This window comes from Yoonia sp. R2-816, from assembly GCF_046762905.1.
GTDB lineage: Bacteria > Pseudomonadota > Alphaproteobacteria > Rhodobacterales > Rhodobacteraceae > Yoonia.
The window spans coordinates 1-262 of the sequence record NZ_JBKQXN010000344.1 but is presented as its reverse complement, the minus strand read 5'-3'; the positions used below and the strand labels follow the sequence as shown (position 1 = coordinate 262).

The window sequence follows — 262 nt, the reverse complement described above, 5'->3', positions numbered from 1 at the left end:
ACGAGTGTCTCCAGTCTCATATTAACTGCATCTGGCGGGGGCCTGGCAGTCCGAACGCCGGGTTGATAAGGTGGTCAGTTTTTTCAATGAACCGGTTTCTGTTGTGCCCAAAGGTATGCGCCTGCAGCATCTGCAGCATCTCCGGGCCGGCGCGCTCCACGATGGCGACGCCTGCCAGAAGCGCCGGTCGGCTATGGAGTGGTACAATTGGATGCTTGGGCGAGGGTGGGAACGATCCGTCTCTGGCGATGACGTCATCGAG

At 59.2% G+C, this 262-nt stretch carries 1 protein-coding gene; it reads right to left on the bottom strand.

Annotation, left to right across the window (positions count from 1 at the left end):
• Positions 1-16: 16 nt before the first annotated feature.
• Positions 17-262, bottom strand: a 246-nt coding sequence (locus ACFWW2_RS25550) for a hypothetical protein (protein ID WP_393933288.1), incomplete at its 5' end; no start/stop codon positions are given.